We start from the raw sequence: 20,760 nt of genomic DNA on the forward strand, positions 1-20,760 counted from the left end.
TCCGGGACATCACCCGGTTCAGGAAACAGGCTTAGCGCGCGGACGGATAAAAATAAACAGGGCCGGGCGGGAACTTCCCGCCCGGCCCCGCTGGAACGGGCCTTTGGCCTTAGTTGACGGCCGTGCCGGCCGGGGCGGAGGCCTGGAGGGTACAGCCGCTACCCTGCAGCTCGCACTGCTGCAACGCGGCGGCGCGGGCCTCTTCCTCGGTTTCACGGACCACCCAGCCGAAGGCGCCGTCCTCGGACATGGCCAGGGCCTTGGCGCCCGCGGCCTTCTCATAGTCGGCGACCACTTCGCCGCGCAGGTCGGCCGCATCGGCATGGCTGCGGGCTACCTCGCCCAGCGTCGTGCCGGCGGTAACGGCCTGGCCATCGACCGACACGACGCGGCAGGTGTCGCGCGTCACCTCGGCGCAGCGAGCCAGGGCGGCGATACGGGCCTCGCCCACATCCACGCCCGAGCTGTAGCCGACGGCCCCGTCATCGGCCATCGCCATGGCCTTGTGACCTTCCAGCTTGTCATACATGGCCACGGCCTCGCGGCCGACATCGCTCATGTTGTTGACGGCCTTTTCCTTGGCGGCATGGGCCATGGCCGGGATGGCGAGGATGGCGACGGTGGCGACCAGCGCAGACTTGATCTTCGACATGTGTCCCTCCTTGGAATTTGAGCGCCAGCCCGTTCAGGCCGGCTTCAGGGGTAAAACAAAGGGTCGGGGATCAAGTTCCAGGGCCGGTGACGATGTCACGAAATCACCTTCCTTCCGCCAGATTCCAGCAGGGGCGCCATATTTCGGCCATTGGCGGATTGCGAGGGCATCGGCATGATGCGGCACAGGGATTTTCCGGGAGAAAAGCGCCATGCGCCTGTTCGACGATGCCATCGCCCCAACGCCGCGCCGTGTGCGGATGTTCCTGGCCGAAAAGGGGGTAGAGGTTGAACGTGTGCCGGTAACGCTGGGCAGGGGTGAACATCTGGCCCCCGACTATCGCAGGCGCGTGCCCAGTGCGCGTGTGCCGGCCCTGGAACTGGATGATGGCACGGTCATCAGCGAAAGCGTGGCCATCTGCGGCTATTTAGAGGAACTGTATCCTGATCCCAACCTGATGGGGCGCGATGCGAAGGAGCGGGCGGTTATCGCCATGTGGCAGCGGCGGATGGAATTCGAACTGCTGCTGCCGTTTGCCGCCACCTTCCGCCACACCCATCCGAAGATGGCGGCCCTGGAACAGCAGGTCCCCGCCTATGCCGAGGTGCAAAGACCGCAGGCACAGGCGCGTCTGGCGACCCTTGACGCCGACCTGTCGCGAACGGCCTTCGTGGCGGGCGACCGATTCACGATCGCGGACATCACGGCCTTCACCACACTGTCCTTCTTTCCCCGCTTGTGCGGCCTGTCGCTGGATGACGGGCTGCCCCATGTGAAACGCTGGATGGCCGAAATCGCCACCCGGCCCAGCGCCGCCGCATAAAGCCAATCCTATCCGGGTATGTCGATGGTACAGGTCGTTGAAATGGGGCGATAATTGGCCACTGGTAAAGGCATTTTCTTAACGACTTCCCGCTAGACATTGATAATCATCGCCTTTAGCTTGACTGCCAAGCGAGACGATGGGCCGGGCGGCAACGCCTTTTTGATGGGGAGTGGGGCATGGCATTGACGACGATCTGGCGGCGTTCGGTGACCTCTCCGAAGCGGATGGCGACAGCCCTGGTCATGGCGGCCCTTCTGGCCGTCGCCGCCCCTGTCGCCGCCCTGGCGAAATACGCCTCCATCATCATCGACGCCAAGACGGGGGAGGTGCTGCACGAAGCCAGTGCCGACACTCGCAACTTCCCGGCCAGCATGACGAAGATGATGACCCTGCACATGGTCTTCGACGCGCTGGACAGCGGCAAGCTGCGCCTGAACCAGCAACTCCCTGTCTCCCGTCATGCGTCCAGCATGGAACCCAGCAAGCTGGGCCTGGTGCCGGGGGACAGGATCACGACGGAACAGTGCATCCGTGCGCTGGTCACCAAATCGGCCAATGATTGTGCCGTCGTCCTGGCCGAGGCCGTCGGCGGCACCGAGACGGAATTCGCCCGGCTGATGACCGAGCGGGCGCGCAAGCTCGGCATGTCGCGGACCACTTTCCGCAATGCCTCCGGCCTGCCCAATGCCGGTCAGCTCTCCACGGCACGCGACTTCGCCCGTCTGGCGCAGAGCCTGATCTATGATCATGCCAAATATTACCATTATTTCTCGACCCGCAGCTTCACCTACAAGGGTGTGGTCCATACCAGCCATAACCGGCTGATGGCGCGGTATGACGGGATGGACGGCCTGAAGACGGGCTATATCCGCGCCTCCGGCTTCAATCTGGCGTCGTCGGCCGTGCGGGACGGGCGCCGCCTGATCGGCATCGTGTTCGGCGGGCAGACCGGCGCCTGGCGCGACAACCACATGGCCCGCCTGCTCGACGATGCGTTCGAGGGCAAGCGCGAGGCGCCGATGCTGGTCGCCAGCACCCAGTCGCCCAAGCCCAAGCAGCGCAAGACCGCGCCGGAGGGTGTCGTCGCGGCGGTGTCCGACAGCATCATCGGCACGGCCAATGCCGCGACCGTTGCGGCCCCGCCGTCGCGCAAGGCGGCCCTGGGCGGCTGGTCCATCCAGGTTGGCGCCTTCAACGACAAGGCCGCCAGCCAGCGCGCCGTCAATCAGGCCACCCAGCGCACCGGCACCCTGCTCGACAGCGCCACCCCGCAATTGATGGAAGTCTCCACGGCCAAGGGCAAGCTGTACCGTGCCCGCCTGACCGGGCTGGACGAGACGACGGCGCGCCGCGCCTGCGCCCAACTGTCCAAGTCCGGGCAGGGCTGCCTGACATTGCCGCCGTCCGCCTGACGGGCCATCCCGGCGCAGCATGAAAACATTCCCGGTCTACAGGCCCGCCCACCCGGCGGGCCTGTTGCTTTTCCGGGTTGTTTGGACAGCATACGATTGACGCCCTGGGCGGATGCCCCCTAAATGCGCCGGAATTAACCATGCCCGCCGCTGCCAGGGGTTACCGATATGGATGGGATTCGGACGATCGCGGTCGTGGAGGATGAAACCGATCTGCGGGCGCTTCTGGCCGAATTCCTGAGTGGACAGGGGTTTCTGGTCCAATCCGCCGGCACCTGGGGGGAGTTCCGGCGGCACCTGGAGGCGGGCACGGAACCCGATCTCGTCATCCTGGATATCGGGCTGCCTGATGCCAGTGGCTACGAGGTGATGCAGCATCTGCGCGACCGGCCGCAGGGGGCGCCCCCCATCATCATCGTGACGGGCGCCACCAGCCCGCGTGACCGTTCCATGGGGCTGGACCTGGGGGCGGACGATTATGTCTGCAAGCCGTTCGACCTGGGGGAGCTTCTGTCACGGGTCCGGGCCGTGCTGCGGCGGGCGCGGACGACCGTCACCATGGCACCGGCCGGCGACCTGCATATCCGTTTCGGCTCCTGGCTGCTGAAACGGGACGAACGGGTGCTGGTCCACCTGCCCGAACAGCGGGTGGTGGAACTGACCGCCATGGAGTTTGACCTTCTGCTGGCCATGGCCCAGCGTCCGCACCGTATCCTGACGCGGGAGCAGTTGCTGCACCTGTCCCATATCCGCAAGGGTGACCCGTTCGACCGGGCCATCGATGTCCGTATCGCCCGGCTGCGGCGCAAGCTTGAAGTCAACCCGTCGCATCCCGGCCATATCCGGACCGTGCGCGGGGCCGGTTATGTCTTCCATCCCGACGGCACGGTCTGACCCGGCATCCGTCTGCCGGGTCAGACCGGCCGGTCAGGCGTCCTGGTCCTTCATCCACCAATAGCGCTTGCCGGGTTCCGGCGTGAAATCCACTTCCCGCAGGCCATCGTCGCGCAGCGGGCAGGCGGCGCTGGGCCGTTGCGCGAACATGGCCGCCCAGCGCTTCAGCTTGGGATGTGCGTCGGTCAGGAAATGGTCGCCGTAATTCTCGGCATTGTGATGGACCATCGGGTAAAGCGCGCAATCGGCGGTGGAGATTTCGGCCCCCATCAGGAACGGCCCCGTATCATCGGCCAGCATTTCCATGCTGGCGATGGACCGGTCCAGGAACGGCTTGATGAAGGCTGCCGTCTCCGCACTCTGGGTCAGCAGCCGGGCGAATTGCGGCAGGGTGTTGGCATAATAGGGCATGCAGCGATGGAAGAACTCGTTGCACAGATGCATGAAGGCCCGCATCCGCTGCCGGTCTATGGCCGTCTTCCCGATGAAATTCGGGCTGGGGAAGCGTTCTTCCAGATATTCGATGATGGCCAGACTGTCGAACAGGCAGGTGCCGTCATCCAGTTCCAGCACGGGGATATAGCTGAGCGGGTTCTTGGCCAGCATCGCGGGGTCGCGCTGATCGCCATAGCTCATGGGCACGATGTCGATGCCCCCGATCCCCTTTTCCTTGATGTAGATGGTCACGCGCCGGGGCCAGGGGCCCCACGCCAGATCGTAAAGCTTCATCGGAAATCCTCCTGCGCCGGCCGCGTCATCGCCGGACCGTTTGACACGGCGCCAAGAGTATCGGCCCACCCGGCTTCCGGCCAGCAGGCCTACCCGGATTGCGGTCTCACCACCCGCCGCCGGCCCCGTCAGTCGGTGGCGATGGTGACGCGCATGCCGTCCAGCGGGGCGATGACCGGGATCTGGCAGGACAGGCGGGACGTGGCCCGGCGTCCACTGCAACTGTCCAGCAGGTCGTTCTCGTCGGCGCTCATCGGCGGCATGTGGCCGGCATAGGCCGGATCGACATGGACATGGCAGGTGGCGCAGGAACAGCAGCCGCCGCACAGGGCATCCAGCCCATCGACCCCCTGGGCGCGCAGCCCTTCCATCAGGGTTGCTCCCTCTTCGATATCGATGGACAGGTCCTTGCCGTCCAGTGTGGTGACGATCAGACGGGGCATGGCCGCACGACCTCCTGCATTGCCGGGGGGACCGGTGGCGGGGCTGTTTTCCGGCCCCGCCGCACCGGCCCGCCCCTGTTGCCACAACCCCGCCCCGGGCCGCACCTAGCCGTTCGGACGGGCAGGACGGGGCGGGACAGTTCCGCCGTAAAGATAGGGTGAGTCGGCCGGCATCCCCGCGCTACCTTCGGCATCGCAACAATTTGGCCGGTACCCGATAAGGGCGGAAGCCGGCGATATCCGAACAGGTTACAGGGCGCTTCAACTGGGAATGAAGAGGACACGCATGTCTGCCTTGGCAAAGGGCCAGAGCCAATCACGCCATCATCATCGCCGGATCATCCTGGCCGCTCTGCTGGCGGGGTCACCGCTGGCACTGACCGCCGCCATGCCGGCCGTCGCACAGGAGGAACCGGGCGCATCGGGGCTGATGCTGGAGGAGGTGATCGTCACAGCCCGCAAGCGCATGGAGCGCCTGCAGGACATCCCCGACAGCATCACCTCCTTCTCTGCCGCGAGCATCGAAAGCGCCAATATCCAGAACGTGAAGGATATGGCCGTCCTGGTGCCCAACGTTTCCATCGTCGAGGCCCAGCAGCCCGGCGTGGCCATGATCAATATCCGCGGTGTGGGCCAGGCCCGCAACGGCGAGAGCCCCGTTGCCGTGGTGATCGACGGGGTACAGGCCAGCAATGCCAGCCAGATCACGCAGGACCTGTTCGATATCGAAAGGATCGAAGTGTTGAAGGGGCCGCAAGGGGCGGTCTATGGCCGCAACGCCATTGGCGGCGCCATCAACATCGTCACCCGCCAGCCCACCGACACGTTCGAGGGCTTCGTGCAGGCCGGCTACGGCACGGCCAACGACAAGCGGGTCAGCGCCAGCCTGAGCGGCCCCATCATCCCGGAACGGCTGCTGTTCCGTATCGCCGGGTCGGCCCGCGATTTCGACGGCCAGGTCGACAGCCTGATGACACCGGGTCACGACAAGGCCGATTGGCAGGAGGACCGGAACGTCCGGGCCGGTCTTCTGGCCCGCCCGTTGGAGGATGTGACGCTGGATCTGCGCTATGCCCGGCTGGATACCAGGGCCGGTGCCGCCTATTACGGCCTGATCACACCCGGTGACGATATCGACCGGCCGCTGCCCTATGCCGGCGATCGCGCCAGTTGGGCCGACCGGGTCCTGAACGACGCCTCGGCCAAGCTGGACATCGAGCTTCCCGGCGTCACCCTGACATCCGTTACGGCGCTGTCCAAGGTCAGTTCCTTCATTGATGAGGATCTGGATTTCACACCCCTGTCCCTGACCATTGCCGAACAGTCGCTGAAGACCAGAAATTTCAGCCAGGAACTGCGCCTCACTTCCAATGACGGCGGCCCGTTCAAATGGCTGGGCGGGGTCTATTATCTGCGCAGCCGCCAGACCCTGGACACGAAGATCAGCGGCGGGGCGGACCTGTTGCCCGCCCTGGGACTGCCGTCATCGATGGCCCCCCTGCTGCTGGCGCGCACGGCGGCGCGCGACCGCAACAAGGCCTATGCCGGGTTCGGGCAGCTTTCCTATCGGTTCGACAGCGGACTGGAGGTGACGGGTGCCCTGCGCTATGACGTCGACGACCGGCACCAGACCGATCTGGTCGCCGCGGGCAACCCGGAATATGATCAGACCTTCCGGTCCTGGCAGCCCAAATTGTCGCTGTCCTATTTCTTCGAAGCCGACCAGATGGTCTATGCGACCGTCGGCAAGGGGTTCCGCAGCGGCGGGTTCAACCCCCAGGAGCGTATCACCCGCGTCTATGACAAGGAAGAGAACTGGAACTACGAGGCGGGTTTCAAGACCAGCCTGATGGACCGGCGCATGGTCTTGAACGGTGCAGCCTTCTATACGCGGATCACTGACCGGCAGGTCTATATCCTGGACCTGATCAATTCCGCCCAGACACTGGCCAATCCCATTCCCAAGGCAGAGGTCTATGGCGCCGAGCTGGAGATGACGGCACGGCCCCTGCGCGGGCTGGACCTGTCCGCCTCCATCGGGCTGACCGACAGCAAGATCGTCAGCTATCGCACCGATGTGTTCGCCGGCCTGCCCGTGGCGGGCGATTTCACCGGCAACAAGCTGCCGCAGGTGGCGGGCCTGTCCTATGCGCTGTCGGCGCAGTACGCCTTCGACCTGACGGACGAGGCGACGCTGACCCCGCGGCTGGAATGGAACGGGTCCGGTGGGCGTTATTACTGGGAGATCGACAATCAGGCCCGGCGTTCCGCGATCAGCCTGGTCAATGCCCGATTGACCCTGGATTACGATGCGCTGTCGGTCACGGCTTATGCGGAGAACCTGTTCAAGGAGGATTACATCCTTGAATATGTGGCCATGGAGTGGAGCGGGGCCGCCGGCAATTTCTCCGCCGCTGCCCCGGGCCGCCGCATCGGCATCAAGGCGCGGTTCGACTTCTGATGTCCCGGCCCGCGGCGGGTGCCGCCTGCCGCGGGCCGGTCCGGACATGAAAGCCAAAACCAACAGGGAGAGCGACCATGGGCCAGGCCCGCGTGGTGCGCCGTTTCGATGCCCCGGCATCGGCGGTCTGGGATCTTGTGTCATGGCGGGGCATGGCCCGCCTGGCCGGGGGCAGCCTGTTCGAGACTGTCAGCTTCGAGCAGGCGGACATGGCGGTGGGCGCCACCAAGCGGCTGCATCTGGCCACCGGCGACACGATCCGCGAAAGGCTGGAATGGCTGGACGAGCCGGGCATGGGCTATGGCTACCGCATCATCGATGGCGGCGGCCTGCCTGTGACCGACTATACCGGCCATGTGCGGGTCACGGCGGCCGGTCCGGATGCCTGCACCGTGATCATCCGCTGCGAATTTGCGGGTGTGACCGTGGAGGATGAGGATTTCCGGCGGCAATGGCAGGAAATGGAGAGTGGTGTGCTGGATGCCGTTGCCACCCGGCTGGCCTGCGCGTCTGTGACGCCATCGGACATCGCCGCCATCATCCGCGCCCGCAGCGACCTGTTCGAGGCGGATTTCGCCAGCGGCGATGCCGCCCGGCTGGTGGCGAACTATTATACCGACACCCCGCGCGTCATCATGCCCGACAGCCCCATGCTGTCGGGGCGGGCGGCGATCACCGCCATGTTTGCGGAACTGATGAAGGTCAACGCTGCCTGCCGGTTGCATCAGGTGGATGTCTACGCGGCCGGTGACCTTGCCTATGAACTGAGCGAGGCGACGGTCACCCCGCGCGACCCGGCGGCCCCGGTGCTGGCCGTGCGCTATATCATCATCTGGCGGCGCGTTGCGGGGGAATGGCGCGTGTCCATCGACTTTTTCGGCTGGGGTGATCTGGCGGTTGCGGCCGTGCCGGGATCGTGACAGCCTGGAATACGGATGGAGCTGCTGACGGACGGGAGAGCGTCGTTTGGCGGAACAGGTCGCGGTTGGGGAAGATGAATTGTCCGCCGACGGGGCGGATATCGGTCTGCCTTACCGGTATGCGCCGCGCCACGCCGCGGGCCACCGTGTCCTGCGCAAGGACCTGCTGCGGCACCTGACCGAAGCCAGCCTGCTGAAGCAACTTTGCATCGTCCGCGGTCCCGCGGGGTCGGGCAAGACCACCCTTCTGACCCAATGGTTCGAGGTGGCGCAGCAGATGGACCGGCCCGTCGCCTGGCTGACGGTGGATGCGGCCGACCGCGACCTGGCGCATCTGCTGCGGGGGCTGGCGCTGGCGCTTCAGCGTGCGGGTTGTGTCCGCATTGCGGAGGGGGTGAGGGCGCTGGCCGGTCAGGCCGATTCCGCGGGCACAGCACAACTGGCCCAGCGGCTGGCCACCATCTGCAACCGGTCGGGCGAACGGCCGCTGATCGTCATCGATCAGTATGAATGCATGGATGGAGAGGCGATCGGCCAGATCGTCGCGGGCTTCCTGCAGCACGCGGCCAGCACGCGGCTGGTGATCGCCAGCCGCGTGCGCCCGGTCATCCAACTGGGCAGCCTGCGGGCCCGCGACCAGTTGTTCGAGATCGGGCCGTCCGATCTCAACCTGACGCCCCTGGAAACCCGGGCGGCCTTCGACGAGGATGTGCCCGAGCTTTACACCCGCCGCCTGCATCTGGAGACCAGCGGCGAGGCCGTGGCCGTCGGCTTTGCCCGGCGGGTCATGGATGAATTGCCCCGTGACATGGTGGGGGCGGAGAACTGGCAGGAGCAACTGCACGAATATTATCGGGCCGAGGTGCTGGACAACCTGCCCGAACAATTGCGTGACGCGATGAGCCGGCTGGTCGTCGTGGAGCGGTTCGACCTGTCGCTGGCCACCGCGCTGCTGGGCCGCCACGCGACGGCGGTGATCGAGCGGCTGCATCATGTGGAAGGGCTGCTGCTGCGGCATCGCGGCACGCAGGAATTCTATTTCCCGGAGATGCTGCGCCGGTTCCTGGAACGCCGGCTGGCCTGGATGGAGGATGCCGACCATGCCGGGCTGCACCGCCGCGCCGCGCTCTGGTTCGCCCAGCGGGGACGGCACATGGAGGCGCTGCGCCACGCTGTCGCGGCCGGTGACCGTGAACAGGCGTCGGTCCTGCTGGAACGGGTGGGCCAGACCAGCCTGGTGACGCAACAGGGCGTGTCGGAAGTCCATCGCATGCTGGCATCCATCGGGCTGGCCCGTGATGCCGACAGCCCGGCGACGCTATTGTCGCTGGCCGTGATCCATGCGCATGAGGGCGACGCAGAGGCGGCCGGCGCCTGCCTGGACAAGGCCAAGCGCATGCTGGCTGGGGACGGCGCGGATGACCCGGCCGTGGGCGGGCCGCTGATCCTGGCGGAGGCGTTCGTCGCCGGCTTCCGGGAAAGGACGTCCAGCGCCGCCACGGCGCCCGCCCTGCGCCGCCACCTGGATGACACACCGGAAAGCGACCATGACATGCGCGCGCAGGTGCATGTGCTGCTGTCCTGGGACCGGTTCTGCCACGGCGATATGGGCGAGGCGCAGCGTCTGATCGATGCGGCGGGTGCCGATTATGCCGAGACGGAAGGCGTCTATGGCTGCGTCTTCATGCATGTGCATCAGGCGCTGACCCGGTTCTGGCGCAACGACCTGGACCAGGCGCTGGCCGAGATCAGCCTGGGCGAGCGCATGACGCGCATCTTCTTCCCCGATGACCAGCGGCTGCGGGCCATGACGGGGATGCTGCGGGCCGGACTGCTGTTCGAACTGGGCCGGCCGGACACGCTGACCGACTTCACGGCACTGGTCGGCACCGTCGGTGCCGTGGAAAGCTGGAGCGAGATCCAGATATGGAGCCATCTCCAGGCGGCGCGCGCCGCATTGGCCCAGGGACGCGGACAGGAGGCGCGGGGTATCGCCTCCTACGGGCTGGAGGTGGCGAAAAGGCTGGAATCCCGGCGTATGGATTGGCACATGCGGCTGATGGGCCTGGAGATCGCCATCCGTGCCGGCGAGATTGGGCGTGCCCGGGCGATGGGCACGGCCATGGGGCTGCCCGATGCCGCTTTCCTGGATGGTGCCGATGGCACCTTCACCTGGCAGGAACAGGGGAGCGGGCTGCTGGCGGGCCTGCGGCTGGCCGATGCGCTGGATGATGATGCGCAGTTCACCCGGCTTGCCGCCATCGCCCGCGCCCGGATCGATGCGCTGGATGTCGACCGCTGCCGCGCGCAGCTTGAAATCCTGCTGGCCCGGCGGGCCCAGCGCCAGGGGGATGTGGCGGGTGCGGCCGACCATGTCGCGGCGGCCCGGGCCGCCTGCCCGCATGGCCTGCCCGCGGCCCTGTTCCTGGAGGCGGCGGACGGGCTGGGCAGCCTTCTGCCCGACCTGTCGGCCTGGGTCGTGCCGGCCAAGCTGTCGGCCAGCCGGGGCCCCGTCCCGCTGCCTGCCGCCGACGAGCGCGACCCGCTGACCGAACGGGAACGCCAGATCATGCTATTCATGGGCGAGGGCCATCCCAACAAGGTGACGGCCTACAGGCTGGGCCTCAGCGAGGCGACGGTGAAATTCCACCTGCGCAACATCTATCGCAAGCTGCATGCCCAGAACCGTACCCAGGCGCTGGCCCGCTACCGGAACCTTGCCGACGAGCGCTGATACCGTCCGGGCACAACCAGCTTCCGCCACGCAAAGACCCTGCTGCAACGCGAACACCCCTCCCCGCGGGCGGCGGGGAAGGGTGCGGAGCAGGGCGTCTGCACAGAGGCGTCAGGCCGCCGGTGCCTTGCGGCGCAGATGGTCCAGGATGGCCACGGCGAGCGGATCGGCGGAGGCCGGGTTCTGGCCCGTGAAGAAGGGCGGGTCGCAGACGACATGGGGGGCCAGCGGTGCGGCGGCGGTATAGATCCCGCGCAGCTTGCGCAGCATCTCTTCCGGCAGGACGGGGACGATCTTGTCCAGGCCCATCATCACATCTTCCGCATTGCTGATGGCCGTCACCTGCCGGTTCTTCACCAGGGGTTCCCCGTGAGGGTCCGTTGCCTGGATCAGGCCGATCACGCCATGGCAGACGCCGGCGATGACCTTGGATTGCGGGAAATAATCCTCCACCAGCTTCTTCAGCGCGGCATTGTGCGGGAAGTCCCAGGTGGTGGCGGCCCCGCCCACCATGAACAGCCCGTCGAAGGCGGCGGGATCGATCTGGTCCAGCGGCACGGTGCCGGTGATGGCCGCCTGGGCCTCGGGATCATCGCGGAAACGCCGGCCGGCCTCGCTGATCCAGGCATCTTCCACGCTCATCGGGTCGATCGGGGCGGCACCGCCCTTGGGCGAGGCGATGGTGACGCGATAGCCGGCATCGATGAACCGCCAGTAGGGGGCGGCCAGTTCCTCCATCCAACTGCCGGTCTTGTTGCCGCTGCTGCCCAGCACGCCGTGCGACGACACGATGAAGAGAAACGACTTGTGCATTCCTTGGGGCTCCTGTTCGGGGTGCGGATGTCGTTCGCCACTGTCGTCGACAGGGCCCCGTGCCGCCCATCCGTCCGAACGGCGAAAGCACCTATCCTTTCGAACGGGGCCCTTCCGGCGCCCCGGTGCCGCATGACCCCGGGGTGCGGCAGCCGGGACGCTGCGGGACCTGTTCCATCGGGCGGCTATGCAGCGCGGCCGGTCGCGGCGATCGTTTCCCTCAACGATACCCCCTTGCACATCATTCTTGGAGGCTGCCCCATGTCCCCCGACCAGCGCTTCACCCCCGACGCCGGCCAGGCCCGCGAGACCTTCCGCCGCCCCCTGGGCAAGGCTGTGCCGTTCGAGGGAGAGGGCGGGACCTTCACCCAGAGCTGGTACCCGATCTGCATGTCCAGCGCCGCGACGGCCGATTTCGTCCGCGGCTTCGATTTCCTGGACGGCCGGGTCATCGTGTTCCGCGACAAGCAGGGCCAGGCGCATGTCATGAGCGCCTATTGCCCGCATCTGGGCGCCGATCTGTCCATCGGTGACATGGTGGATGGCAGTGTGCGCTGCGTGTTCCATCACTGGAAATACGGCGCCGACGGACGTTGCAACGGCATGCCCAGCAAGGACCCGATCCCCGGTGCCGCCCGGCTTTTCAAGTTTCCGGTCTGCGAGAAATACGGGATCGTCTGGGCGTTCAACGGGCTGGAGCCGCATTACCAGCTTCCCGATTTCGATTATCCGGAGGAAGATCTGGTGTTCAAGACCAAGATCTTCGGCGAAGTGGTGCCCGTGGACCCCTGGGTCCTCTGCGCCAACACCCCGGACATGCAGCATATCCGCTATCTGCACGGGATCGAGATCAATGGCGACAACCCGCATGAGGCCGTGGAATGGACCGATCATTCCATGTTCTACAATTTCGAGGGAACGCACATAACGGGGGAGCCGGTCAGCCATCGCATCGGGATCGTCGGCACCAGCATGTATTTCCAGAGCACGGTGTTCGCCGGCCGCTGGTTCGGCTTCGTGTCGCCCTTCGCCCTGGTGCGGCCGGGACGGTCCACCGTGTTCATCACCGTCTGCGCCCGCAAGGACATGGGCACGCCGGAGGAGGTGGACGCCTTTCTGGAGCAGATTGCAGAACTGGAGCAGCGCGTCGTGCTGGATGATCTGATGAACATGCAGACCATCCACCTGCAGCCGGGCACCCTGACCCGCAGCGACCTGACCCTGTCGCGCTTCTTCGATTATATGCGCGCCTACCCGCGTGCTCACCCGTCGGCGGAGTTCATCCGTTGATGGCGGCGCAGGGCTACCGTGCGCCGCAAACGATGGCGGCGTTGACCGCCATCCTGGCCGCGGAGCCCGGCGCCATGATCCTGGCCGGCGGTCACAGCTTGCTGCCGGCCCTTTCCCTGCGTGGCGACCGCCAGGGGCTGCTGGTGGATATCGGCCGCATCGCGTGCCTGAAAGAGGTGGTGCTGACGGCTGCGGGTGCCATGCTGGGGGCGGGGGTCAGCCTGTCGGCGGTACTGGCCTCCCCCGTGGCGGAGCGCTATCCGGCGCTGGCTGCGGCGCTGGGGCATGTCGGCAACCATGTGGTGCGCAACCGGTCGACCATCGGCGGCAACCTGGCCTGGGCCGATCCGCGCGGGGAGGTGCTGCTGGCCATGATCGCCCATGATGCGGTGATCACCACCAGCCGGCGGGAAATCCCCGCCGCGGATTTCGTCACGGGACCGTTCCGGACCCTGCTGGCGACGGGGGAGGTGATTCTGTCGGCCTGGCTGCCGCCACCCCGCCCCATGGGATTTGCGGAAATGATGGCCCGTGATTCCACGGGCCGGGCCGTCCTGTCGGCCCTTTGCGCGCTGGGGGGTGACGGGACGGTGCGGCTGTCGGTCGGCGGGCTGGCCGACCGGCCGGTGCGTAGCGCGCCGCTGGCCTGCCCGGACCCGGCTGCTCTCGCTGCATCGGCCGCATCGTTCCTGGACGGGGTTATGGCCCGCCATCCCGTTCTGCCCGATGCGCTGTCGCCTGCCTATCGGCGCCGTATCGCGCCCACTCTGCTGCTGCGCTGTTACCAGCAAGCGAGGACCGGATGAGCATTGAACTGCCCCTGTCGCTCAAGGTGAATGGTGAGGACCGGAACCTGACCGTTCCCCCCTGGATGAGCCTGGCCGACATGCTGCGCGAGCGGCTGCACCTTGCCGGTACGCGCATCGGCTGCAACGAAGGGGTCTGCGGCACCTGTACGGTCCTGCTGGACAGCGTGCCCGTGCGGGCATGCCTGACGCTGGCCGCGCAGGCGGACGGGGCGGTCGTTGAAACCGTCGAAGCCTATGCCGATGACCCTGGTCTGCGGGCCATCCAGCAGGCCTTTGTCGATCACCATGCCGCGCAGTGCGGCTTCTGCACGTCGGGCATGCTGGCCATTGTCCGCGCGTTCCTGGACGACCGCACCATCGCGGACCATGGAGAGGAAGCGGTGATCCGCCGCACCCTGGATGCCGTCCTCTGCCGCTGCACGGGCTATCAACCGATCGTCGCTGCCGTGAAGGCGCTGGCGGCGCGCCGGGAGGGACGGGCCGATGGCTGACACACCCATGCCCGTCAGCCTGCCATCGGGCATGCCCGCGGGAAGTGCCGTCGGCAGTTCCGCGCCCCGCCGCACGCTGGACCGGTTCGTGACGGGCAAGGGACGCTATGTGGCCGACATCCCCTTGCCCGGTGCGCTGACGGTGCTGCTTCTGCGATCCACCCTGCCGCATGCCGCCATCCTGTCGGTCGATGCGACGGCGGCCCGGCGTGTGCCCGGGGTGGTGGCCGTGCTGACGGGGGCCGACCTGACAGGGGTCGGCCCGCAGCCCTCCCTATGGGACCTGCCGGGGCAAAACTACTCCAATCTGAAGGCGCTGGCCACCGACCGGCTGCTCTATGTCGGCCATCCTTATGCCGTGGTCGCGGCGCGCGATGCAGATGCGGCGGCGGCGGCGGCGGCCCTGGTCGTGCTGGAAACCGATGGGCTGCCGGTCCATGTCACGATTGACCAGGCGATGGCGCCGGGTGCCGCCCGGCTTTACGACCATTGGCCCGACAATGTCGTCGGCCGGCAACATTGGACGGCAGGGGATGCCGGGGCAGGCTTCGCGGCGGCGACGCACCGTCTGAGCGGGCGGTTCACGACCCAGCGGGTGCATGCACTGTCGCTGGAGCCGCGCGGGGTGGCGGCCATGCCCGACGGGGATGGCGTGACGGTCTGGACCTCCACCCAGTCCATCCACCAGGTGCGCGCCGGCATTGCCGAATGTCTGGACCTGCCGGAACACCGGGTGCGTGTCATCGCCCCCGACGTTGGCGGTGCCTTCGGCATGAAGGGCTGCATCCATGGCGAAGAGACGCTGCTGGCCCTGCTGGCTCTTCGGCTGCAACGGCCCGTGCGCTGGCTGGAAACGAGGCGGGAGGCCTTCATCGCCTCTCCCCATGGCCGGGATATGCGTGTCGATCTGGATGTCGCCTTCGATGCCGACGGCCGTTTCCTGGCCCTGAAGGCCGATATCGTGCTGGACAAGGGGGCCGACCCCTATGCCACCTCCATCGGCACGGCCTGGGTGACAGGGGCGGTGCTGACAGGCCCCTATCATGTCCCCGCCGTCGATATCCATAGCTGCGGCGTGGTCACCAACAAGACGCCGACGGGCGCCTATCGCGGCTATGGCCAGCCAGAGGCGAATTTCCCTCTGGAAAGGCTGCTGGACATGGCCGCCCGGCGGCTGGGTCTGGACCCGGCGGAAATCCGCCGGCGCAACATGGTGGCGCCCGACCGGATGCCCTTTGCGCTGCATAGCGGGGTATTGCTGGACAGCGGCTGTTATGCCGGCCTGCTGGAGGCCACCCTGGAGCGGTTCGGCTACGTCGCGGCGCTGGAAAGGGCTGCCGCCGGCCCCCGTCCTGACGGCCGGGTGGTGGGCATCGGCATCGCCAGCTATATCGAGATGACCAATTTCGGTCCCTCGCCGGTCTGCAAGCTGATCGGCGTCAACAATGGCGGGTTCGACACCTCCGTCGTGCGGATGGAGCCCAGCGGCCATGTCCGGCTGTTGATCGGGCAGACACCCATGGGGCAGGGGGTGGAGACCAGTCTGGCCCAGATTTGTGCCGACCGTCTGCATCTGCCCGTGGAGGATGTGTCCGTCGTCCATGGCGACACACTCTCCGCCCCCTATACCGCCTATGCCAGCGGCGGCAGCCGGGGGGCGGGTGTGGCGGGCATGTCGGTGCGCCTCGCCGCCGATCGTCTGGCCGAGCGGGTGCGCCGCTGGGGCGCGCATCTGCTGCGGGTGGAAGCCGACCGGGTTGTGCTGACACAGGCCGGGGTGCAGGTGGAGGGGGAACCCACGCGCCGCCTGTCCATGGCCGCCATCGCCCGCGCGGCCTATTACGGCGCCGACGTGCCGCCCGGCCTGGAACCGGGGCTGGAGGATCGCGCGGCTTATGACCCGCCGGCCCTTGCCATCTCCTACGGTTCCGTCGCGGTTGAGGTCTCTGTCGATCCCGACCTGGGCAAGGTGCGGGTGGAGCGCATCACCTTTGGTCATGATTGCGGTGTGCAGATCAACCCGGCCATCGTCGATGGACAGGTGCGCGGCGGCGTCGCCCAGGCCGTGGGCGCGACGTTGTTCGAGGAAATCCGTTATGACGGCGCAGGCCAGCCCCTGACCCTGTCCCTGCATGATTACCTGCCGCCCCTGGCCAGCGACCTGCCCGCCATCGACCTGCTGCATTTCGAAACGCCTACCCCCTTTTCCCCGCTGGGCGCCAAAGGTGTGGGGGAGACGGGCATCATCGCCGTGCCCGCCGCCATTGCCAATGCGGTGCAGCACGCACTGGGCCCACGGGGCGGGGCGATGAACAGCCTGCCGCTTACCCCGGAACGGGTGCTGGATGCGATGCCGCCGGTGGACATTTGATGCCGGCGGGGAAAAATCGGCGGCCCGCATGGAAATGGCGGGCCCCCGGCCCCAGATGCTGTGTGTCACCTTCCACGGCTATGGGATGCCCGCCTTGGCGCGATTGCGATTGGTAAAGGAGCCTGTCGGCGACTATTCGGCCGCACCGCGTTCCAGCGATGGCCGTTTCCGCAATATCACTCCCCGCCCACCGGACATGCCGGCGCCGAATGCCAGGGTGGTATGGGATATCATCTTCAACAAGCAGCCGGAAACGGTGCCGCCGGCACCCGTGCCCATCCGCCCCCTGACACCGGCGGAACTGGCGGGGGCGCCGGACCGCAGCCTTTACCGCCTGGGCCATTCCACGGTGCTGATGAAACTGCGCGGCGGCTGGTGGCTGACCGACCCCGTCTTCTGCGAAAGGGCGTCCCCCATCCCGTTCATGGGGCCCAAGCGTTTCCACGCACCGCCCATCGGGCTGGGCGACCTGCCGCCCATCCGGGGCGTCATCCTGTCCCATGACCATTACGACCATCTGGACCGGTCGGCCGTCCGGGCTCTGGCGGACCGGGCGGAACTGTTCCTGGCCCCGCTGGGCGTGGGTGATCTTCTGGTGAAGTGGGGCGTGCCGCGGGACAAGGTGCGGCAGTTCGACTGGTGGCAGGATATTGAGGCCGGCGGGCTGCGTCTGACGGCGACACCGGCCCAGCATTTTTCCGGCCGCTCGCTGACGGGGGGCAACTGCACGCTCTGGTCTTCCTGGGTCATCGAGGATGGGCCGTTGCGGCTGTTCTTCAGCGGCGACAGCGGCTATTTCGACGGCTTTGCGGAGATCGGCCGCCGGTTTGGCCCCTTCGACCTGACGTTGATGGAGACGGGGGCCTTCTGCGAGCACTGGCCCTATGTCCACATGCATCCGCAGGAGACGGTACAGGCCCACCGCGATCTGGGCGGGCGCTGGCTGCTGCCCATCCATAACGGCACCTTCGACCTGGCAATGCATAAATGGGACGATCCGTTCGAACAGGTGCTGGATGTCGCGGGCCGGCATGACATTCCCGTCGCCACGCCCATGATGGGCGAACGGCTGGCCATCGACGCGCCCCATATGGGGGAGCGCTGGTGGCGGTCTGTGGGTGTCTGATACCGGATCCCGGTGAGAGCAACTCACCGGGATCCGGTACGGCGGCGACTGCCGCCGCGTTGCACATGCGGCGTGCCCACGCCCACAGATGTGGGCGCCGACGATTGAGGCAGGTGATCGGTTGCGATCACCGGGACTGGTATAAGCGTATGTCCGGGCCCCGCCCGACTTAAAACCGGACTTAAACAGCGGCGCGTAAGCTGGTGGCCGATACCGTTCTCGGGGTGCCACCCATGCAGCTTCCTTCCCTTCTTTCCACCCCACCCATGGCGGAGGGTGCTGCCGGCCCGGCCCGGCCGGGTGCTGGTCCCACGGGCGATCCGTCTGCGGCAGACCGTGGTTTCGGGCTGCTGCTGGAAGGGCTGGTGCTTGCCGCTGCCTCCGGCGCATCCGGCGGGGAGAAGGCCGGCAGACCGGCAGACGGGCACCCCCCGGAAGCGGGCGCCGATGCGGCCACCCTGGCCGCAGCACAGCAGATGGCGGCGGGCATGGCGCAGGCACCTGCCGCCATGCCGCTGCCGCCGTCCATCCCCGCCGTCGTGCCCGGTCTGCCATCTGCGGCGGTCGGGGCCATGGCTGGTTCGCCGGGCGATGCCGATGGGGATGGGTCTTCCGCCCCGTCCATCCCGCCCGCCGGTGCCCCATCGCCGGCTGCCATGGATATGGCTGCCGCCGTTCCCGGTGCGGCGTCGCCGGCCGGGCAGGGGCAGGCACCTTTCCAGGCGCCGGCGCCGGCAATCACACCGGCGGCACCGGTAGCACCGGCACAGGGGGAAGCGGCCATGGGGCCCGCGGGCCCGGGTTCCGTCCCGCCCGTTCAGGGGACTTCCCCTCCTTCCCCCTCACAACCCGTGCCCGCCGTGGCGCCGGGCCGTGCCACGACGCCGGGCCGGGCCGGCGCCCGCGCAGGTGTGGACGGGGCGGGCGGGGGCGCCATGCAAGCCGCCGCACCGGCGCCCGGCCCTGTGGCCCCCGCCGCTCCGCCCGCCATGGGGGGGCCGGGCACGGCCTTCGCGGCGACGGAAGGCGGGTTGCTGCCCGCCGGGCCTTTGTCAACCGCCCCGACGCCCGCCGACGGTCCCGCTCCGCCGGCCGTGGCGGGTGCCGTTCTTGTGCCGGCAGGGATGCGGGACCTGGCGGGCGGCATGACCATGGCCGGCCCCCGCCCGGCCGGGAACCCCGCCATGCCGGGCCCGCAACTGGTGGGCCGGATCGAACAGGCCGTGGCCGATGGGCAGCGGACCCTGACGGTTCAACTCGATCCCGACCATCTGGGGCGGGTGGAGGTCAGGCTTGAAATACAAGATGGCCGCGTCAGCGCCATGATCGCCGCGGAAAAGCCGGCCACGCTGGATCTTCTGCTGCGCGACGCGCGGCTGATCGAGCGGGCTCTGCAGCAAGGCGGCATGCAGGTGCAGCCGGACGGGCTGCATTTCTCCTTGCGCGAGGGGGGTGGGCAATGGGCCGCGGCCGAACAGGGCTGGCATGGTGCCCGGTCCTATGGCCGCGACCGTCAGGGGGAGCCGGCAGCCAATCCGCTGATGCCGCAACCGGTCATCCGTTCCGACAGCATCGTCGATATCCAGATATAGGAGTGATCCCCATGACCAGTGTTTCCGGCGTCGACGGCACCGGCAACGTCGCCAACCAGGCGGCCCAGGCGCGCCTGACCACCGACACCCAATCCTTCCTGCGGCTGCTCACCGCGCAATTGACGAACCAGGACCCGCTCCAGCCCGTCGATCCGACGCAGTGGGTGACGCAACTGGCGCAGTTCTCCTCGGTGGAACAGCAGGTATCCTCCAACACCATGCTGGCCCAGGTGCTGGGGGAACTGCGTATCGGCAGCGACCGCGCCGACATGAGCTATATCGGCCGCTCGGTCGAAATCGTCAGCAGCCAGGTCGGGGTGAAGGGGGGGCAGTTGGATGCCCGCTACATCCTGCCTGCCGGCACCGTCAGCGCGGATGTGAGGCTGCTGGACCGCGATGGCAATCTGGTCCACACATTCGCCGCCCAGACGACACCGGGCGCGCATGAACTGTCATGGGACGGGGTCAAGGCCGATGGCACGATGGTGGCCGACGGCACCTATACCCTGGCCGTCGATGCGCGCGATGAGAAGGGGGCCGCACTGAAAAGCGAGGTGACCTACAATTCCAAGGTCGCCCGCGTGCGGCGGGAGGAACTGGACACCCTGTTCGAACTGGAAAACGGCGCCACGGTTGGCCGTTACGACATCGTATCCGCCTCCTGAGGCCGGGGGGGCGGCCGATGCCGCCCCCGACGCCCCGCTGGTCGTGCGGCGGGCCGGGGCATCACGTGCCCTGGCGGCGGTTCTCCTGAAGAATCAGCTTGTTCACGGTGATGCCGCGCGCCTGTCCGCCAGAGGCGGCTGCGATGGCGTGCAGCAGCAGGGCCTGCAGGTGTGCGGGATCGACCCTGCCCGGCTGCATGCCACCCTGTGCCCCGATTTCATAGAGATCGCCCAGCAACCGGTCGCGGATCGCCGGCAGCAGCAGGCCCGGATCGCTGCCAGGCTCCAGATCCACTGCCAGTTCCATGGCAACGAAGCCGGTGATGCGCCCCTGCTGCCAGATGGGAACGATCAGTGGGGCCACGGCGGCCTTCACAGGCCCGGCTGCTGTCGCCGTGTCCGGGGAAGGCGGCAGCAGGGTGCCGGCGACATAGCCGCCGCCGGCCCCCAGGATGCCGGCCAGAACGGCCAGGGTTGCCAGTTTCGCACCATTCATCGCGGGTTCCGTATGGAGAGGGGCGGTGACCGCCGC

The 20,760-nt window shown here is 67.4% G+C and carries 18 protein-coding genes; 13 read left to right on the plus strand and 5 right to left on the minus strand.

Annotation, left to right across the window (positions count from 1 at the left end):
* Nucleotides 1-109 precede the first annotated feature (109 nt).
* The gene (locus ACM9LZ_RS05055) at nt 110-652 is read right to left on the minus strand and encodes a hypothetical protein (protein ID WP_416618251.1); all 543 of its coding nucleotides are present in this window, start codon (nt 650-652) and stop codon (nt 110-112) included.
* A 211-nt stretch (nt 653-863) separates the two neighbouring features.
* Here ACM9LZ_RS05055 and ACM9LZ_RS05060 point away from each other — a divergent pair, with 211 nt between their 5' ends.
* The 3 genes from ACM9LZ_RS05060 (at nt 864) to ACM9LZ_RS05070 (ending at nt 3,784) form a co-directional block, all read left to right on the plus strand.
* Nucleotides 864-1,475: a glutathione S-transferase family protein gene (locus ACM9LZ_RS05060; protein WP_416618252.1), complete on the plus strand. Its 612-nt coding sequence runs from the start codon at nt 864-866 to the stop codon at nt 1,473-1,475.
* 179 nt (nt 1,476-1,654) lie between these two features.
* Complete coding sequence (locus tag ACM9LZ_RS05065; protein ID WP_416618253.1) at nt 1,655-2,890, plus strand: serine hydrolase; 1,236 nt, start codon at nt 1,655-1,657, stop codon at nt 2,888-2,890.
* Nucleotides 2,891-3,058: 168 nt separating this feature from the next.
* Nucleotides 3,059-3,784 carry a response regulator transcription factor gene (locus tag ACM9LZ_RS05070; RefSeq protein ID WP_416618254.1) on the plus strand — a complete coding sequence of 242 codons (726 nt, stop codon included), beginning with the start codon at nt 3,059-3,061 and terminating at the stop codon, nt 3,782-3,784.
* Between the two features lie 33 nt (nt 3,785-3,817).
* Here the strand turns inward: ACM9LZ_RS05070 and ACM9LZ_RS05075 are convergent, their stop codons facing one another.
* Both ACM9LZ_RS05075 and ACM9LZ_RS05080 read right to left on the minus strand, forming a co-directional pair.
* Nucleotides 3,818-4,513: a glutathione S-transferase family protein gene (locus ACM9LZ_RS05075; RefSeq protein WP_416618255.1), complete on the minus strand. Its 696-nt coding sequence runs from the start codon at nt 4,511-4,513 to the stop codon at nt 3,818-3,820.
* Between the two features lie 128 nt (nt 4,514-4,641).
* Complete coding sequence (locus ACM9LZ_RS05080) at nt 4,642-4,956, minus strand: 2Fe-2S iron-sulfur cluster-binding protein (RefSeq protein WP_416618256.1); 315 nt, start codon at nt 4,954-4,956, stop codon at nt 4,642-4,644.
* Between the two features lie 286 nt (nt 4,957-5,242).
* Between ACM9LZ_RS05080 and ACM9LZ_RS05085 the strand changes: the two genes are divergently transcribed.
* The 3 genes from ACM9LZ_RS05085 to ACM9LZ_RS05095 all read left to right on the plus strand — a co-directional run bounded on the left by ACM9LZ_RS05085 (nt 5,243) and on the right by ACM9LZ_RS05095 (nt 11,071).
* Complete coding sequence (locus ACM9LZ_RS05085; RefSeq protein WP_416618257.1) at nt 5,243-7,417, plus strand: TonB-dependent receptor; 2,175 nt, start codon at nt 5,243-5,245, stop codon at nt 7,415-7,417.
* A gap of 77 nt (nt 7,418-7,494) precedes the next feature.
* A complete protein-coding gene (locus tag ACM9LZ_RS05090) occupies nt 7,495-8,337 on the plus strand; it encodes a DUF4440 domain-containing protein (protein ID WP_416618258.1) in 843 nt (280 codons plus the stop codon).
* Nucleotides 8,338-8,383: 46 nt separating this feature from the next.
* The gene (locus ACM9LZ_RS05095) at nt 8,384-11,071 is read left to right on the plus strand and encodes a LuxR C-terminal-related transcriptional regulator (protein WP_416618259.1); all 2,688 of its coding nucleotides are present in this window, start codon (nt 8,384-8,386) and stop codon (nt 11,069-11,071) included.
* A gap of 111 nt (nt 11,072-11,182) precedes the next feature.
* Here the strand turns inward: ACM9LZ_RS05095 and ACM9LZ_RS05100 are convergent, their stop codons facing one another.
* The gene (locus ACM9LZ_RS05100; RefSeq protein ID WP_416618260.1) at nt 11,183-11,884 is read right to left on the minus strand and encodes a type 1 glutamine amidotransferase domain-containing protein; all 702 of its coding nucleotides are present in this window, start codon (nt 11,882-11,884) and stop codon (nt 11,183-11,185) included.
* A gap of 261 nt (nt 11,885-12,145) precedes the next feature.
* Between ACM9LZ_RS05100 and ACM9LZ_RS05105 the strand changes: the two genes are divergently transcribed.
* The 7 genes from ACM9LZ_RS05105 to ACM9LZ_RS05135 all read left to right on the plus strand — a co-directional run bounded on the left by ACM9LZ_RS05105 (nt 12,146) and on the right by ACM9LZ_RS05135 (nt 20,228).
* A complete protein-coding gene (locus tag ACM9LZ_RS05105) occupies nt 12,146-13,174 on the plus strand; it encodes an aromatic ring-hydroxylating oxygenase subunit alpha (protein ID WP_416618261.1) in 1,029 nt (342 codons plus the stop codon).
* Nucleotides 13,174-13,980: an FAD binding domain-containing protein gene (locus ACM9LZ_RS05110; protein ID WP_416618262.1), complete on the plus strand. Its 807-nt coding sequence runs from the start codon at nt 13,174-13,176 to the stop codon at nt 13,978-13,980. Before ACM9LZ_RS05105 ends, ACM9LZ_RS05110 begins: the two co-directional genes overlap by 1 nt.
* Nucleotides 13,977-14,474, plus strand: a complete 498-nt coding sequence (locus ACM9LZ_RS05115) for a (2Fe-2S)-binding protein (protein WP_416618263.1) — start codon at nt 13,977-13,979, stop codon at nt 14,472-14,474. Before ACM9LZ_RS05110 ends, ACM9LZ_RS05115 begins: the two co-directional genes overlap by 4 nt.
* Nucleotides 14,467-16,845: a xanthine dehydrogenase family protein molybdopterin-binding subunit gene (locus ACM9LZ_RS05120; protein ID WP_416618264.1), complete on the plus strand. Its 2,379-nt coding sequence runs from the start codon at nt 14,467-14,469 to the stop codon at nt 16,843-16,845. The genes ACM9LZ_RS05115 and ACM9LZ_RS05120 overlap by 8 nt, the downstream gene beginning before the upstream one ends.
* Nucleotides 16,846-16,939: 94 nt before the next feature.
* Complete coding sequence (locus ACM9LZ_RS05125; protein ID WP_416618265.1) at nt 16,940-17,971, plus strand: MBL fold metallo-hydrolase; 1,032 nt, start codon at nt 16,940-16,942, stop codon at nt 17,969-17,971.
* Between the two features lie 233 nt (nt 17,972-18,204).
* Nucleotides 18,205-19,563 carry a flagellar hook-length control protein FliK gene (locus tag ACM9LZ_RS05130; RefSeq protein ID WP_416618266.1) on the plus strand — a complete coding sequence of 453 codons (1,359 nt, stop codon included), beginning with the start codon at nt 18,205-18,207 and terminating at the stop codon, nt 19,561-19,563.
* A gap of 11 nt (nt 19,564-19,574) precedes the next feature.
* Nucleotides 19,575-20,228 carry a flagellar hook assembly protein FlgD gene (locus tag ACM9LZ_RS05135; protein WP_416618267.1) on the plus strand — a complete coding sequence of 218 codons (654 nt, stop codon included), beginning with the start codon at nt 19,575-19,577 and terminating at the stop codon, nt 20,226-20,228.
* Nucleotides 20,229-20,289: 61 nt separating this feature from the next.
* Here the strand turns inward: ACM9LZ_RS05135 and ACM9LZ_RS05140 are convergent.
* Nucleotides 20,290-20,760 (minus strand): hypothetical protein (locus ACM9LZ_RS05140; RefSeq protein WP_416618268.1); only part of this gene is annotated, 471 nt, incomplete at its 5' end.

The sequence above is a fragment of the Niveispirillum fermenti genome, from assembly GCF_048066175.1.
GTDB lineage: Bacteria > Pseudomonadota > Alphaproteobacteria > Azospirillales > Azospirillaceae > Niveispirillum > Niveispirillum fermenti.

Bases quoted from the DNA above. Each gene is read 5' to 3' on its own strand.
- ACM9LZ_RS05055 (WP_416618251.1), bottom strand. From the start codon at position 652: ATGTCGAAGATCAAGTCTGCGCTGGTCGCCACCGTCGCCATCCTCGCC.
- ACM9LZ_RS05060 (WP_416618252.1), top strand. From the start codon at position 864: ATGCGCCTGTTCGACGATGCCATCGCCCCAACGCCGCGCCGTGTGCGG.
- ACM9LZ_RS05065 (WP_416618253.1), top strand. From the start codon at position 1,655: ATGGCATTGACGACGATCTGGCGGCGTTCGGTGACCTCTCCGAAGCGG.
- ACM9LZ_RS05070 (WP_416618254.1), top strand. From the start codon at position 3,059: ATGGATGGGATTCGGACGATCGCGGTCGTGGAGGATGAAACCGATCTG.
- ACM9LZ_RS05075 (WP_416618255.1), bottom strand. From the start codon at position 4,513: ATGAAGCTTTACGATCTGGCGTGGGGCCCCTGGCCCCGGCGCGTGACC.
- ACM9LZ_RS05080 (WP_416618256.1), bottom strand. From the start codon at position 4,956: ATGCCCCGTCTGATCGTCACCACACTGGACGGCAAGGACCTGTCCATC.
- ACM9LZ_RS05085 (WP_416618257.1), top strand. From the start codon at position 5,243: ATGTCTGCCTTGGCAAAGGGCCAGAGCCAATCACGCCATCATCATCGC.
- ACM9LZ_RS05090 (WP_416618258.1), top strand. From the start codon at position 7,495: ATGGGCCAGGCCCGCGTGGTGCGCCGTTTCGATGCCCCGGCATCGGCG.
- ACM9LZ_RS05100 (WP_416618260.1), bottom strand. From the start codon at position 11,884: ATGCACAAGTCGTTTCTCTTCATCGTGTCGTCGCACGGCGTGCTGGGC.
- ACM9LZ_RS05105 (WP_416618261.1), top strand. From the start codon at position 12,146: ATGTCCCCCGACCAGCGCTTCACCCCCGACGCCGGCCAGGCCCGCGAG.
- ACM9LZ_RS05110 (WP_416618262.1), top strand. From the start codon at position 13,174: ATGGCGGCGCAGGGCTACCGTGCGCCGCAAACGATGGCGGCGTTGACC.
- ACM9LZ_RS05115 (WP_416618263.1), top strand. From the start codon at position 13,977: ATGAGCATTGAACTGCCCCTGTCGCTCAAGGTGAATGGTGAGGACCGG.
- ACM9LZ_RS05120 (WP_416618264.1), top strand. From the start codon at position 14,467: ATGGCTGACACACCCATGCCCGTCAGCCTGCCATCGGGCATGCCCGCG.
- ACM9LZ_RS05130 (WP_416618266.1), top strand. From the start codon at position 18,205: ATGCAGCTTCCTTCCCTTCTTTCCACCCCACCCATGGCGGAGGGTGCT.
- ACM9LZ_RS05135 (WP_416618267.1), top strand. From the start codon at position 19,575: ATGACCAGTGTTTCCGGCGTCGACGGCACCGGCAACGTCGCCAACCAG.